This window comes from Nostoc sp., from assembly GCF_054880495.1.
The window spans coordinates 13978-27638 of the sequence record NZ_JBTYKD010000175.1; the positions used below are offsets into that span (position 1 = coordinate 13978).

Annotated in this window: 14 protein-coding genes; 6 read left to right on the top strand and 8 right to left on the bottom strand. The window is 37.9% G+C overall.

Annotated elements, in window-relative coordinates; all coding sequences use genetic code 11:
• Positions 1-246 precede the first annotated feature (246 nt).
• The 8 genes from ACYTXL_RS17090 to ACYTXL_RS17125 form a co-directional block, all read right to left on the bottom strand.
• A complete protein-coding gene (locus ACYTXL_RS17090; RefSeq protein ID WP_461925766.1) occupies positions 247-1956 on the bottom strand; it encodes an FHA domain-containing protein in 1710 nt (569 codons plus the stop codon).
• 128 nt (positions 1957-2084) lie between these two features.
• A complete protein-coding gene (locus ACYTXL_RS17095) occupies positions 2085-2288 on the bottom strand; it encodes a DUF6760 family protein (protein ID WP_461925767.1) in 204 nt (67 codons plus the stop codon).
• Complete coding sequence (locus tag ACYTXL_RS17100) at positions 2234-2611, bottom strand: phage tail assembly protein (RefSeq protein ID WP_461925768.1); 378 nt, start codon at positions 2609-2611, stop codon at positions 2234-2236. The genes ACYTXL_RS17095 and ACYTXL_RS17100 overlap by 55 nt, the downstream gene beginning before the upstream one ends.
• A 43-nt stretch (positions 2612-2654) precedes the next feature.
• Positions 2655-3014 carry a hypothetical protein gene (locus tag ACYTXL_RS17105; protein WP_461925769.1) on the bottom strand — a complete coding sequence of 120 codons (360 nt, stop codon included), beginning with the start codon at positions 3012-3014 and terminating at the stop codon, positions 2655-2657.
• Between the two features lie 13 nt (positions 3015-3027).
• The gene (locus ACYTXL_RS17110; protein ID WP_461925770.1) at positions 3028-3531 is read right to left on the bottom strand and encodes a phage tail protein; all 504 of its coding nucleotides are present in this window, start codon (positions 3529-3531) and stop codon (positions 3028-3030) included.
• Between the two features lie 111 nt (positions 3532-3642).
• A complete protein-coding gene (locus ACYTXL_RS17115) occupies positions 3643-4104 on the bottom strand; it encodes a phage tail protein (protein WP_461925771.1) in 462 nt (153 codons plus the stop codon).
• 104 nt (positions 4105-4208) lie between these two features.
• The gene (locus ACYTXL_RS17120) at positions 4209-5870 is read right to left on the bottom strand and encodes a phage tail sheath family protein (RefSeq protein WP_461925772.1); all 1662 of its coding nucleotides are present in this window, start codon (positions 5868-5870) and stop codon (positions 4209-4211) included.
• Positions 5871-6108: 238 nt separating this feature from the next.
• Entirely contained in the window at positions 6109-6966 is an 858-nt protein-coding gene (locus ACYTXL_RS17125) for a Pvc16 family protein (protein WP_461925773.1), read from the bottom strand.
• Between the two features lie 599 nt (positions 6967-7565).
• Between ACYTXL_RS17125 and ACYTXL_RS17130 the strand changes: the two genes are divergently transcribed.
• From ACYTXL_RS17130 to ACYTXL_RS17155, 6 genes are all read left to right on the top strand, one after another.
• Positions 7566-8696, top strand: a complete 1131-nt coding sequence (locus ACYTXL_RS17130) for a sensor histidine kinase (protein WP_461925774.1) — start codon at positions 7566-7568, stop codon at positions 8694-8696.
• A gap of 151 nt (positions 8697-8847) precedes the next feature.
• Positions 8848-9525 (top strand): response regulator, encoded by a 678-nt coding sequence (locus tag ACYTXL_RS17135; RefSeq protein WP_461925775.1) that lies wholly within the window; start codon positions 8848-8850, stop codon positions 9523-9525.
• 427 nt (positions 9526-9952) lie between these two features.
• Positions 9953-11860, top strand: a complete 1908-nt coding sequence (locus tag ACYTXL_RS17140; RefSeq protein WP_461925776.1) for a substrate-binding domain-containing protein — start codon at positions 9953-9955, stop codon at positions 11858-11860.
• Entirely contained in the window at positions 11847-12479 is a 633-nt protein-coding gene (locus tag ACYTXL_RS17145; protein ID WP_461925777.1) for an FHA domain-containing protein, read from the top strand. Before ACYTXL_RS17140 ends, ACYTXL_RS17145 begins: the two co-directional genes overlap by 14 nt.
• A 404-nt stretch (positions 12480-12883) precedes the next feature.
• A complete protein-coding gene (locus tag ACYTXL_RS17150) occupies positions 12884-13105 on the top strand; it encodes a hypothetical protein (protein ID WP_461925778.1) in 222 nt (73 codons plus the stop codon).
• A gap of 2 nt (positions 13106-13107) precedes the next feature.
• On the top strand, positions 13108-13629 hold the full coding sequence (locus ACYTXL_RS17155; RefSeq protein WP_461925779.1) for a phage tail protein: 522 nt from the start codon (positions 13108-13110) through the stop codon (positions 13627-13629).
• Positions 13630-13661 lie beyond the last annotated feature (32 nt).

A 13661-nucleotide genomic window follows, 5' to 3' on the forward strand; every position in this document is an offset into this window, starting at 1 on the left:
TGAAACAGTAGAGTCTGGTATAAAATTTGTTTTAACATCTTTCAACAGACCTGGTTGGTTGCTTTTAAGGGCACCAATGTAATCATTGCCAGTTTCGATTATCAATTCACAAGACTAAGGCTAAAAAACCCAGTGACCACGAAATTGTTAAAGAAATTTTAACGGAGTTTGAGTTAATCGTAGATAGCTACGAGCAGCCCATAGAAAGATCTGGGTTTGACAGTTTTCGGAGATGTCTAATACTCATTAAAAAATGGGCGAACCGGGAATTCTAACTTGAATATAACCAACTATGGCTTCTGCTGTAGATAAATTAGTGGCAACCATAACCTGATTGATATTACATACCCTTAACATAGCTTCTTCATTTGCTGTGCTTGATTGTACTTGAAGAAAATCTCTCAAAAACAGCACTGCTAAAATTTCTCCAGAAGCTACCTTGGCTGCAATCGCCTGATATCCTCCAGATGTAGCAGCAGAAGTTTGTTCTGTAATCTTAATACCTGCTTGGCTAGATAATATTTCGCTGACTGAAGGTGGAGCGATTGTTAGGCATTTAGAGAAAAAGTCTTGATGTTGAGTTACAAACTGTGCAATTTCAAATCTCTTACTGTCATGAGCTAATAGTGCAATGTATTTTGTTGAAATTAATTCTGCTTTCTCGCTATCAGTTGTTTTTTCTTCTTTGAGTTCAGAAGACTCAAGATTGGTAACATCTGTAATATTTGTGTCATCTGTTGATTTGATTTCAACTTCTTCAGAAATTTGAGCCGACACAGTAATTAAAGAACTATCTGTTATTTCAGTATAATCAATGACACTAGCATCACTACTACTATCTTCTTCAGATTTACTAATGTCAGATGTCATGGGAATTGCAGGCTGAAATTCTTCTACAATATTAGTATAATTAGTTGTTTCTAAAGGTTGAATATTGCTAACTAATACTTCAGGCACTTTTAGTGGAGTAATTTCTGGTTCATAAATTCCGTTTGCTTCTAGAGAGAATAATGCATCTGAAGTTTCGGATCTGGGAATTTCTTCTCTCGGTTGAATAGTTGTTCCTTCTACAGTTCGATCAACTTCTACAACTATTGGTGTTGTTGCAACTGTAGTTATTTCTTCCTCGAAAATCTCTGCTTCATGTATGTCAGTAATGTTAGATTCAATGTTAGATTCTACTATATCTTCATTTGTTGCAACTATATTTTCAGAAGTGGTAAGTGAAACTTCTGGTATTTCTAGAGCATTTGCAACTTCATTAATTTGTTCAGAAACATTAAGTTCTAAAGATGGTTCGGTATTTGAAATAATCGATTCAGGTTCGTTAATTCGGCTAATATTATCTGAATTATCAGCTACTTCTATGATTTCAATCGGTTGGCTTAGTGATTCTAAAACTGATGATGTTTCTGCTGGAGTTTCAATTACATTTTCAGAACCAGATATTTCCTCAATTTGAACTTTAGTAACTTCCTGATAATTTGTGACTTCTTCTGGGATATTGTTAACAAATTCAGGTACTTGCTCTATATGTGTTGTCTGATTTAGTTGGTTGGAATTAGCACTGTCTCTCAAGCTAGCAACTACTGTAGCGTCAAAATTTCTATAAACAGTCTCAGCTATATTCTCTGGTTCGAGATTTACTTCTTCTAGAATGAGAACAAATTCTCCCAGTCGAATTGTATCTCCTGGATTCAATAAATATTTGTGAGTTGTTTCGGCTATTATGCCGTTAATTAATGAACCGTTTCTGCTGCCAAGGTCGCAAAAATAGTAATTTCCATTCTCCAGCACCAATTTACCATGCATCCGACTGACATCAGGACTATCAAGAACGATACCGGATTCGGGAGAGCGTCCTATAATACATTCATTTTGTATTTTGGTTACTAAAGCAAGGTTTATTTCAATGATATTTTTTAGAGTGTTGGAGTCGAAAACTTTTATTTTCATAATAAAATTTCAGTTTTTGTAATGTTGATTATAAGATATAGAGTATTTATTACTTGAAGTATCAAGTTGTATCTAGATAAATCAATTCATTCATCCATTCACCAAGACCAATTGCTAAATTTCCATGTTTAGTATAATTTTTGATTAATTTTATTAATCTCTGCAACCCAACGTTGGCGTGTTGAATGGTCTAAATTTAATATATCGTCTTGTGCCCAATGAAAGTGATAAGCAACAAAAGCTACCTCCTCGTAGAGTTTATTGGAGGGGTAGCACATTACTCCCCCGCGAGTTGAAACTCCACTGAGAATTGATTGTGGCAATGAGGACATTGAGCGGGAATATGTGCATCTCCTTGTTGGTTAACTCGGTTATAAAATTCCCTCAGATAAGCTAAATCAGTAACTGTAAGTCCTTCTAGTAAATTAGGACTAACTGAAGACAGACTGCCCAAACGAGTAATAACTCGCGACAACATCACTAAAATTCCATAAGCTGAATTTTCCCGAACTAATGGTTCTTTCTGTGTGGAAATTTCATCTTTTGCAGTGGCTAAACGCATAGTACCATGACGATGTACTCGGTTTTGGGTATCAATCAAACCACGGGGAAGGGTAAAGCTAAATTCAGTGTAAAGTATATCCTTGCGGGGCATAGATTAATAAATTGTGAAGAATGAAATAGTAGAAAATTAGTATTTAGCTGCAAACTAGATTTTCTGAATAATTTTTGGTAGGGTTGACGATGTTTTCTAAGGGAGTATTTTCAGATTCTAAACCGTTGATCTGCCGATAAAAATCTTGGAGAAAACTTAAATCTTGAGCAAAAAAGTTTTCTACTTCTAATGGGGTGATTTCGGTTAATGCTCCCAGTCGAGTAATTACACGAGAAAGAATAATGATTGTTGCATAAGCTGGATTAGACTTAACGCGAGGGTCACGCAAAGGAGAGATTTCATCGATAGCTGTGGATAGACGCATAATTCCTTGACGATGAAGGTTGCCATCAGAGTCTAAATAGCCTTTAGGAAGTGTAAATTCAAATTCTGTTTTAAACATTGTTACCTCTGAACTATTTTACCCGTTTGAATTCTTCAAAAGTAATCTCTAATTCTTCAATTTCTATCTCTGTACTGCGAGCATTAACATCAGTAATTTTGTAACTGCTAGGCCAAGCACCAGCTAATTCAAATCTGGAAATTTCTTGGCTGGCTTGGTTGTAAATAGATAATGCAGCAAGTCGGCGCTGCTTTTTCCAGTTTCCTTCCTTGACAGATGAAAACCAATCCCAGAGTTCTTGTGAACTTGTCATACCTCGACGTAAAGTTAGGTTGCCGTATTTGACATTACCGGGAAGCTTGGTTCTGACTGTTTGACCTTTTTTTGCTTGTCCCCATTGATTGGCGGTAACTTCACAAATTTCAATGGGTGCTTGAGTTTGTTGAAATCCCCGACATTCTAAAAAATGACAATCAATATCTTTTTTAGATCCATCCCCATCCAGTGTTAATCCCAGGTAGAAGCGGCAAGCAGTGAGAATTTCCGGAACTTGACTTGTAGACTTTGCTTGTACCACCGTTGAGTTACTCCTGTTATTAATCAATTTTGGATTTTAGATTTTAAACCTCATCAAGGATATGTGACTCGTTCCCAGACTAAATATGGGAACGAGAGTCAATATTTTTAATTACATCACTCGTTTTATCCCTTCATGAACTAATTCGATAGTTTCATTTGCCATATCACCACCGGAAGCTGTGAGTGTGGGACCAGTATATTTACAGGGATAACAATTTCTTATTTCCCAACGTGCTTTTGGCGAGCCTTGTTGGTCGTAAGCCACTATTTGCCCTGTTTTACGCTTTTGTGCCCATTGACGAGCATCTCCCATGTCTTCGTTACAATCTTGATACCATTTATAAAGGTCTACATCTACTGTGGCAATCAGTTTCAGCGTGATATTTGTAAATTTAACTACCGTAGGTGTAGCTTGACGAGTGATTACACCACCTTTTGAAGAACCATGAATTTCCTGAGCAGGAGTATTTTCAACACCTAGGCCACTAACTTCTTTGATGAATTTATCAGTAAGTCCATCGGCTTCAAAGTAAAATTTACACGCGGTTAAATATTCACCAGGACTAGGCATAAATTAGCTCCATATGTTTGGGATTAGTTGGAAAAGACTGTTTTGAAAAGAGAACGCGGTAAGTAGGCTCAGTTTAGCTGCTAGTAACACACCATCAACATCAACTATTCTCCATCTTCCACACCATTCCATTGGCTAATACGGAAGACGACGAATTCAGCCGGACGTACTGGACAAACTCCGACTTCAATGTATAAACGACCCAGAATCATTGTTTCTGGAGGATTCAATTCTTCGTCGCATTTGACATAAAATGCTTGTTGTGGTGTAGATCCAAACAATGCACCTTCGCGCCAAATACGCTCTAAGAAGTTGCTAACTGTACGTCGTACTCTTGCCCAGAGGTCTTCATCGTTGGGTTCAAAGACTGCCCATTGTGTACCTAGTTCTATAGATTTTTCAATGTAGCTAATCAAACGCCGCACGCTGATGTAACGCCATTCTGTTTTGTCAGGTTCTACGAGAGTTCTTGCTCCCCAAATACGAATACCTCGGTTGGGAAAACTGCGGATACAGTTTATCCCAATGGGGTTTAAAAGTTCTTGCTCGCGGAAATTGGTTTCGTAAGCTAGACCAATTACACCTCTGGGTACTTCGTTGGCAGGTGCTTTGTAAACTCCTCTAGTTTCGTCGGTACGTGCCCAAACACCCATGATATGACCGCAGGGGGGTACAAGAATCGGTCTGCCACCGTTACGCGGATTTGGAACTTTAATCCAAGGGTAGTAGAGAGCTGCGAACATGGAACGACGATTGAATCTTTGCAACCAATCCATGACCTCTTGGGGTTTGACGCATTCTGCTGGAGGGTCGAGTACAACCATCCGATTGGGTGGGTTGGGGATATCTCCACTAGCTGAACCTTCACACATTACCACCATGAGCTCCATGATGCCGTGAACTTGTTCTAGGTTCATGACACCAGCTTGATATGCTCGCATCAAGTCAGGGCAAGCTAACATGGTGATTTCGTCAATTTCAAAGATACCGCGTACCCCCGTGCGATCGTCACGTACCCCTTCGACATCCTGTGAAAATCTATCAGGTGGGGAGGGAACAATAGGTGGTGCAAGTTCGTACTCACCGTTAGCTGGTCGTCGTGCTAGGGGTTGTCCATTTTGGGATACGTCGCTAATTGTGACATACATCGAATTTCGCAAAGCTGCAACAGCATAAGTGGCTATTTGTGCTGCTGATTCACGGTTCATGGTTAGATTCTCGTATTGTTCGAGAGTCTCTTCACCTCGACGAAGTTGGATTGTGAAATATTCACCAGTGTTTGGTGGGGTTTCTCCTTCTGTACCTTCAGGCAAGGGACGGGGGGTACTGTCAGAAATTAAAATACTTATTGCTCCACCAGTTGCTTGTTCTGCTCGTAAGGTAAAGCTGAGGCATGGACGATTTCCTCGACCATTAATTTGTAAGATAGCAGGTTCTGCATTAGCAGGTTTTGGTGTCCCTGGTAATGAAGTACCAATACTTGTTATCCAGCAACGACCACCACCATTCATAAAGTAGCCGTAAACAGAAAATGGTAAATATGCATCAAAGTCTGTGAAGCCGTTAGAACCTTTGCGTGCGAAGTAGTTAAGATATTGCGTCCAGTTTGTAACCAGCATGGGCTTGTATAGTTCAGCCCCTTCCCGGACATCTTCTGTAAAGCCGACAAATCCTGCTACTGCCGTACTAACACCCTCTATTGGTCGGCTACCTCGGTCTATTTCTTCAACGTAAACACCTGGAGCAAAATAGTCAAGTCTTGCCATGTAAACCTCTCGATTTTAAATTTTAGATTTTTATGAGTTTTGGTTACAGATTCTCGACTTACAGCAGTTCTCATGTATTTAGATTAGATGACACTCTTGATTCCTCTAGAGTGTGTCTGCGCGACGGACACTTTGCTCAAGTCGGGAAACCCGCCCACGCAAGTGTCCTCCTCTGCGTGAGATAAAAACAATGTGGTTCATTTACCTGAACATTGCTGTAATTTAAGAAGTCGGAAATCTAAACTCCCACGACAGGTGTGAGCAAAACTTCTTTAAAAGTGTAGTTTTGACTGTCTACCAAGAAATTACAGTTTTGGTTTGTATAGCCAGAACATGAAAGAGTTAAAACATAGTTGCGTGGTCTTAAATCTTCAAAGAAAAATACTCCTTCTCGATCGCTAATCGTAGATTTGTCTGTTCCCATAATGCTAATCTCTGCATTTTGGAGTGGAAGATTGTTTCTTGCACTTTTGACTAAACCCGCGATCGCTACTTTTTTGGTGATAACTTTATTATTGCTGTTACCGTTTTTGTGTAATTGGTTTTGGACGCTAAGAATTCGCTCTAATACCAACGGAATGGAAGTTGGTTCGGGTTCAAAGGGTATTGTGATTGTTAGGTACAAGGCTGGACGCAGGGGGACAGTTAAAGAACTCCACAAAGAACCTACTTCTATAGGGGGTTCTTGGGATACAGACATCGACAAATTTCCATAACCTCGTAGTTCGGGAGACAAAAATTCTTCTCTTAAGGAACGATGACGCAACAATAATGTTAATGCTTCCGTTAACAAGCGATGTTCCCCCAAGGCGGTGGTATCCCAAATAGTTAATAATAGCGACACATCAAACCAACTGGGGGGCCAGGTAACAGTGGCTGGTTGAAACCTACCTCGATCCAGATTGCGTTCAACCTGTCTACCAGAGTGCTGTACTTGCTTGCTTTCACGAATATCGTAAAAATACAAGTTTAATGTAGCCCCTGTAACCTTGTCTCTGTGACTTCCCGGAGGGCTAAAGTCAATTTGTTCTGTACTTGTCAGGGAAGTTCCTCCAGCTAGGATTTCCGCTAGGCTTTGAAGAAGGCAGATAAGCATGATGCTGGCGATCAAGTTGAGATGGATCTAGATTAAAAGCATTTGCACAAAATGTTAATTAGACTTTTGTCGAGATTGTTAATCAGTAAAAATTCAGTAGCCATAGCCGGGGAGAAGATTAAGATAAGCTTAACATTGAAATATTTGTGAAACCCTTTATTTTGGTAAATGTTCGGTTTCCTTAAGTCAACACAACCAAGGAAAAGATTAGGATTTGAGGTTTTGAATTATTAACTTATATTTTGCTAAATTAACTCTCTTGACTGACGGAATTTGGGACTAAACCCCGATAGAGAAAAGACTATAGGTTTCAAAGTAGACGCAGTTTATTGATTAATACCTGAATTTTATTATTAAATTTTATTGCGAATCATGATTTTTATGACGAGTTTAAGTTTAATAAAATTATCTAATTTCTTTTGTTCCCTAAATACACGCCACTATATTAAGTGTCAGGGTAGATGATAGAAGTATCAATAGTGGCTAAAGTGGCTAAATTTTATGGTGCGTACTCTTCCTAAGCTTGTTTTTGTGTCTAATTTTCTCATTTGGTACTTTGTATCATTTGATACAAATATTTCAGGAAACGAGTCAAGCTAGTGAGTAAAGCTATGGCGATAGACTTATCTGTCCAGCATGTTAACGCTAAAAGTAAAACTTCTCAACTAATAGATTTACAAAGTTTCTGTCAGGAACATCTTGAACAGTTAACCATTCAGTATCCTATTTGCTTTGCTCGTATTGTATATCATGATACATTTACTAAATCACATCAGGAATTAATTAATTATGCTCAAGAACAGGCTCCTTTACCTCAAAATTTCATAAGTTATTTTCGCAAAGAAGAATGGTTGACTGAATATTATGAGGCTTTTACTTTAAATAGAATTAGCATCGATAACTTGGGATTAGTATGTTATGTATGTCCCTTCGGATATAGAAATCAAAAGCCTGAATATGTTCAGGTGCTTGCGAGAGAACATCTTTCTCCAAGTATACAAAAATATGTTATTCAATCTGTTTTACTGTTAAGTAAATATTTTGATATTTACTCAGAATGGAAACAACAAAGAGCAGAAATTCAGTTACTTGAACATATAATTCAACGTGCAACGCATCAAATACGTAACTCCTTAGGGTTGATTGGTCTTTATGCAAAAAACTTATGTTTTGAGGTACAGGAAAATCCTGGTAGAGAACAAGCAAATATAATCAGCGAAAGTATTCAAGAATTAGACGCTAATTTAACTGAGTTGATTTATTGCAGTCATCAAGAGAATTTAAGAGCAAGTTTGCAAGATTTACGCATTTTGGTAGAAGAAAGCGTAAGAAAATTACTTCCTTTTACTCAGCAAAAGAAAATCCGAATTTTATTACCAAATACATCTACTTTTTTGTATGTAGACCGTTTGCAAATCAAGCAAGTATTCGATAATTTATTTAGCAATGCTGTTCATTTTAGCCCAGAAGGTGGAAATATTAAAATGAGTTGGCAAGTGTTTCATAGCGAAGTAATTATCAAAATATCTGACCAAGGTTCAGGATTATCTCAGGAAGATGTACAAAATATATTTACACCCTTTTACTCACGTCGTCCAGGTGGTAATGGGCTGGGTTTAACTATTGCAAAAAAAATTATTCTTGACCACAAGGGTAGTATTTGGGCACAGAATTCACCAGAAGGAGGTGCCCAATTTTTTGTAGTTTTACCTCGACCAAAAGTTGTTTGAATATTTTTCACTATTTATTGTATAGGCAAAAATAAAAAATCATAAATTCCGAGCTATTAGTTTGGTAAAATATTTTTTTTATTTCTAGGGTTAGAGAACTATTTTTGCTTTCTCACTTCATCTCGGCCAATTATTTGTTGAGCTTAATTTCATGAATGCCATTGAAACTATTTCTATTCTCTTAGTTGATGATGAAGACCGCTTTCGTCAAGGATTGAGAACTCTGATAAATTTTTATACTATTAATGAGTCTCTATCCTTAGAGGTCGTGGGTGAAGCCAGAAGCCAGGAAGAAGCATTAAGATTAGCAACTCAATTGTCTCCATCTCTAATTTTATTAGATTTAGAACTTGCTGGTGGAGATGGAATTACAACATTATTCAAACTCAAAGAAATATCTTATGCAGGAAAGGTTTTAGTCTTGTCAGGACATCAAGAAGATGATTGGATATTTAGAGCTATGCAAGTAGGTGCTGCTGGGTATGTATTTAAAACTCGTTTAGCAACCCAATTATACGAGGCTATTAATACTGTTTTTAAGTCTGAAGTTTATTTACCTACGGAAGTTGCTAGTGGTTTTTTCCGTCGGTTTCAAGCTAGTTTCGATTCAAGCTGGCAAATTCGTCGCCAGCTACACTTGACAGAACGGGAGCAAGAAGTTTTAAAGTGGTTAACTCAAGGAGCTTCTAATGAGGAAATTGCTCAATACTTATATGTCACTGTTGCAACTGTCAAGGCTCATTTAACTAGTATTTTTGCCAAATTGGAGGTGACAAGCCGTACTCAAGCTATTGTTACAGCCTTAAAATTAGGACTAATTCAAGCTTAGTTAGATGTAGGTTGGATAGGCACTTCCGAACGCACAGGTTATAATTTTAGCGCACTGCCCTTGAAGCAAAGGGGAAGACAAAATTTAAGTCATAATCTGAGGTTTGGATACGCTAAAATACCACTTGCTACAACGCGGGTTCCTCGAGCAACGCACTAGCTCCACAACCTACAATTATTATAAACAAGGGGTAAAATCATTGGTTATCAAAAAAAATTTATATCAAGAATATAGGTGTTATTGTAATGCACCTTTAAATTGCGATCGCCCCTTGCAAACTTTTATCGATACACCAGAAGTGAAACATCTTCGGGTAAAGTACTGTACTGGTTGTGGTTTTCCGGCAATTATTGCCGAGAATACAGAGATTAAAGGTAATCGGATCTATAAAGTTACCAGTTTCCTGGGTACGCGGGGATTGGGACGTATGTATTCAGGAGTACGTATTGATAATAACCAACCTATGGCGATCAGAGAATATTTACTACCTAATCGGACTTTTGATGATGAAGAGAGTCGTCAGCGTCAAGAAACTTTTAAACTTGTAGCAGGGGTAAGTCTTGCGGATGGCAGGAATCAGAATTTTCGTTTCATTAATCCTGTAGAAGCAATTGCAGACGAACGAGGAGAACGTTGTTATTTGATCATACAGGAAGCGGATATATCCCAAAGTTTAAGACAATATTTGCAAGAAAATGGTGCAATGGAAGCGCTACAAGTACGCGAATTTCTCCAACAAGCATTACAAACCCTGCAATTTCTCCACACTCAAAAGTTGCGTTTACCTGCGAATCAAATCCAGCAAGGAATAGCTCATGGCAATATTAGCTTAGATAGTATTTTAATTAAATTAGAAAAAAAACCAAATAATCAACAGTTTTATATATACTTTTGTGATTTAGCAATTTGGGAATCTTTGTTTGAACATCCTAAAGTGCCAGCTTCCCAAGCTAAACCAGAAGCAGATTTAATCTCATTAGGAGTAGTTGCATTTCATTTATGGATAGGACAAGATACTGATAGTAATTCAAGACAAATTTTTAACTATAATGATGATAAACTATGGCCGCATATTGATTCCTCTCTCAAGCAATTTATTCGGCAATTAATGGGCATAGATGCTACTTTTGAAAGTGCAGAAATAGCACGTAAAGCATTATTACAACTTCCCAAACTCGAACAAAACTATAATTTAAATGCTTCACAGGAGCAAGAAGCACAAAAAAAAGGTTGGAAAAAATATTGGTTTGTATTTTGGGTAATTTTAGCTTTAATATTGCTGGGAGTAGGTATTTGGTATGTTTTGAAGCCAGTTTGTCCCCAGAAGCGCGAAAATCCTCTTTGGTCTAGCTTAGTGCCCACTTTTTCTCAGGTTCCTAATCTGCCAACGGGAGAGTATACTTACACAGCAGAAAAAAACAGTACATGGAGTTTTATATTAACACGAAGGCCACAAACAACAAAATCGATTGCAGAAACTCTAAATAAAATCTCAAACACAACATTTAATTACCAACCGGTACAATCAGCAGAGGTCAGAATTCGTAGCTTACCATTAGAAACGGTTAGGGAATGCACAATACAATCGTGTAGAGCATACTTTACAATTACATCTTTTCCAGCAGAAGATGAAGGATTAAAAAGCCAAGCGTTTGCTAATGATGGTTTACTTGTATATGTAGCTCATAGCAAAAAAGACTCTAATCTGCCTCGGTTGCTTAAAGGTAGAATCAGCTTATCTACATTGCGACAAATTTATACTGGTAAAATAAAAAACTGGAAAGATATAAATAATCATCTACCAAATTTAGAAATCAAAGCCTACGCTCCCAAAGAACCTGAAGCTGTTTTATTATTTCAAAAACGAGTATTAAACGATGATCCACAAGCAATAGAAGACTATAAAAGAGTAACTGCTCAATATACTCAAGCAACTGAAGAAACTACAAAAGTGATAGTCAACCAATTTGATGCTAATCAAGCTGGTATTATTGCTTTTGCTATTGTCAGTAAAGTTTGGGATCAATGTAATGATTACCCCTTAGCTATTAGTAAAGATGATCATGACGCAAATGCAATTCAACCTTTATTTAAGGAGGGTAAACCCATAAATTCAGATGTAGATTTATGTAAAAAAGGATATTATATCGATGAAAGTAATTTTGAGCGCTATCCTTTAAGTAATCAACTTTTTGTAGTGTACCCTAAAGATAATAGTCTACCTGCTGCGGGTTCGGGATTTTGTCAATTGTTAATCACCCGTGAGGGTCAATCTCTCCTGCAAAAAGCAGGTCTAGTTCCTTTAGTGAGTAAAGCTGAAAATGCCTGCCAATAAGTGTTCTAACCCAGGTTGTGAATTTTTCAACCGTCCTTTACCTAACAACATGGATTGTTGTCCTGGGTGTGGTAGACCACTTGGCAATGTTATTGCTTCTACACCACCAATTACTAATCCTTCTCCCACAAATTCCAATTTTGTTTCTCATCGACAAGTTCAACCACCTCAACCGCCTCAACCGCCTCAACCGCCTTTCCAACAACAAGTACCTTCGGAATATACAGATTATCAACCTGGTTCTCGCTACATCGAACCAATACAAGGACAACCGCCTCGTCCGGTTTTACCTGTGATGAGACTAATACATACAACGACAGGGAGAGAATTCCGCTTTTCTGCGGAAGAGGGCTATATTGGTAGGCGATCGCAAATTCACGGTACAATTCCAGAAATTGATTTAGTGGGTATTCCCCATGAAAGTGTTGTTTCCCGTTCCCATGCACGCATTTTTTGGGACTGGAATCAAAATACTTATATGATTTTGGACACGAGTAGGAATGGTAGTTATCTCAATGGGAATCAGCTTTCTCAGGGTGTTAATTATCGCTTGAATAATGGTGATTCCCTACAACTGGGTCAGGAGGGGTTAGTGCAGTTTAAGATTGTAGTAAGTTGAGTACTGGTTTTATACTCTTGAACTGGAGGGGTAACAATTATGCTTCTTCAGTTACAGCAGTTTTCATGTATTTAGACCACAATGAAAAGACCTAACCCCCAGCCCCTTCCCTACAAGGGAAGGGGAGAAAATCAAAGCCTCTCTCCTAAAAGGAGAGAGGTTTGGAGAGAGGTCTATTTGTGGTTCATTTACCTGAAAATCGCTGTAAAATATCCAGACCAAGATCAAGAATAAAGAATTAGCCAAAAGTCGAATAACTGTGCTTCATCTGCAAACCTCCACAGTCGCACATCCTGACTTCATACCTTCATCTAGAGAGTTAGACCTTTGGCTAATTCTTATTTGGGAGCAATTCCCTTAGCCTGTAATTGAGAAAGTATTTTTTAATTAAGTCTTTTTCAATTATGGACTCCCAAAGCATACAACCTGCGATCGCACCTGTTGGAGATATTGGTGGTACAGCTGGATATGCTGTGATGCCAACGGTTTCTCAAGCGTCGGTTGGTAAATATCTTAGCGATTCTATGTTACTAGATAAATTGTGCGATCGCGTTTACGAATTGTTACAAGAAGATATGCGATCGCAACGTGAAAGAGTCAGAAACTATGGTTCGAGGAGATGGTAACTATGTCTAATAACGGTACTGTGACGCATGAATTGAATTATGTGACAACAAATCGTTTCTACGTAGAAATAGATAATGCGATCGCAGCTTCTTTTACTGAATGTACGGCATTGAGTGTTCAGATTAAGAAAAATGTTTTTTTTGAAGGTGGTGTAAATGACCAACAGCGTATCTATTTAGGTCAAGCAGAATTTGCAGATGTAACACTGAAACGGGGAATTACAGACCACTTTGGTTTTTTAAACTGGATGACAAAAATTTTTGATGAAAAGAATGGAGAAGAGAATCTTCGACGTAATGTCAATATTATTTTATTCAATCAAGCAGGAGAAACAATGATGAGTTGGACTCTCATTGGAGCAATTCCCATTGCTTGGAAAACACCAGCTTTGCAAGCGGATGGTAATGCTGTTGCGATTGAAGAACTGACTTTAGCTTATGAAGGTTTGAAAGTCTCTAAAGACAAAGGTGGTGGTAATCCAGTCAAGAGAGAAGCAACATCAAGATTTTTCTCTTCTAATTAATCCAATTAATTGATTTTTATCAAAACCCAAAG

Bases quoted from the DNA above. Each gene is read 5' to 3' on its own strand.
- ACYTXL_RS17090 (WP_461925766.1), bottom strand. From the start codon at position 1,956: ATGAAAATAAAAGTTTTCGACTCCAACACTCTAAAAAATATCATTGAA.
- ACYTXL_RS17095 (WP_461925767.1), bottom strand. From the start codon at position 2,288: ATGTCCTCATTGCCACAATCAATTCTCAGTGGAGTTTCAACTCGCGGG.
- ACYTXL_RS17100 (WP_461925768.1), bottom strand. From the start codon at position 2,611: ATGCCCCGCAAGGATATACTTTACACTGAATTTAGCTTTACCCTTCCC.
- ACYTXL_RS17105 (WP_461925769.1), bottom strand. From the start codon at position 3,014: ATGTTTAAAACAGAATTTGAATTTACACTTCCTAAAGGCTATTTAGAC.
- ACYTXL_RS17115 (WP_461925771.1), bottom strand. From the start codon at position 4,104: ATGCCTAGTCCTGGTGAATATTTAACCGCGTGTAAATTTTACTTTGAA.
- ACYTXL_RS17120 (WP_461925772.1), bottom strand. From the start codon at position 5,870: ATGGCAAGACTTGACTATTTTGCTCCAGGTGTTTACGTTGAAGAAATA.
- ACYTXL_RS17125 (WP_461925773.1), bottom strand. From the start codon at position 6,966: ATGCTTATCTGCCTTCTTCAAAGCCTAGCGGAAATCCTAGCTGGAGGA.
- ACYTXL_RS17135 (WP_461925775.1), top strand. From the start codon at position 8,848: ATGAATGCCATTGAAACTATTTCTATTCTCTTAGTTGATGATGAAGAC.
- ACYTXL_RS17140 (WP_461925776.1), top strand. From the start codon at position 9,953: ATGTATTCAGGAGTACGTATTGATAATAACCAACCTATGGCGATCAGA.
- ACYTXL_RS17145 (WP_461925777.1), top strand. From the start codon at position 11,847: ATGCCTGCCAATAAGTGTTCTAACCCAGGTTGTGAATTTTTCAACCGT.
- ACYTXL_RS17150 (WP_461925778.1), top strand. From the start codon at position 12,884: ATGGACTCCCAAAGCATACAACCTGCGATCGCACCTGTTGGAGATATT.
- ACYTXL_RS17155 (WP_461925779.1), top strand. From the start codon at position 13,108: ATGTCTAATAACGGTACTGTGACGCATGAATTGAATTATGTGACAACA.